General features: G+C 69.1%; 1 protein-coding gene. It reads right to left on the bottom strand.

The window, feature by feature from the left end; genetic code table 11:
* Positions 1-401: aldehyde dehydrogenase family protein (locus AB4Z02_RS19225; protein ID WP_441972977.1), on the bottom strand; the 401-nt coding region annotated here is incomplete at both ends.

The following is a 401-nucleotide window of genomic DNA, read 5'->3' as shown; positions in this document are numbered from 1 at the left end:
GCCGCACGAGGTCGAACGCGTTGTAGTCCATCGCGGCCTGCCCGGATTCGATGAGCTGGGACACCCGCCGGTCGAGTCCGCGCAGGTGGAGGCTTGCGCTGGACGTGCCCGTCTCGGGCTCCCAGGAGCCGAGGCCGATGAGGTAGTTCGGTCCGCCCGCCTTGGTTCCGGCTCCCACGGACGACCGCTTCCACCCGCCGAACGGCTGGCGCTGCACGATCGCGCCGGTGATGCCGCGGTTGACGTAGAGGTTCCCTGCTTCGACCGTGTCGAGCCAGTGCGCGAGCTCTCCCGCGTCGAGCGAGTGCAGGCCGGCGGTCAGTCCGTATTCGATCGCGTTCTGGTAGCGGATCGCTTCGTCGAGGGTGCGGGCGGTCATGATGCCGAGCACCGGTCCGAAG

It is taken from the genome of Pedococcus sp. 2YAF34, assembly GCF_052114585.1.
Classification (GTDB): Bacteria; Actinomycetota; Actinomycetes; order Actinomycetales; family Dermatophilaceae; genus Pedococcus.
Note: the sequence above shows the minus strand (reverse complement) of the source record. Positions and strands in the feature narration are given on the sequence as shown.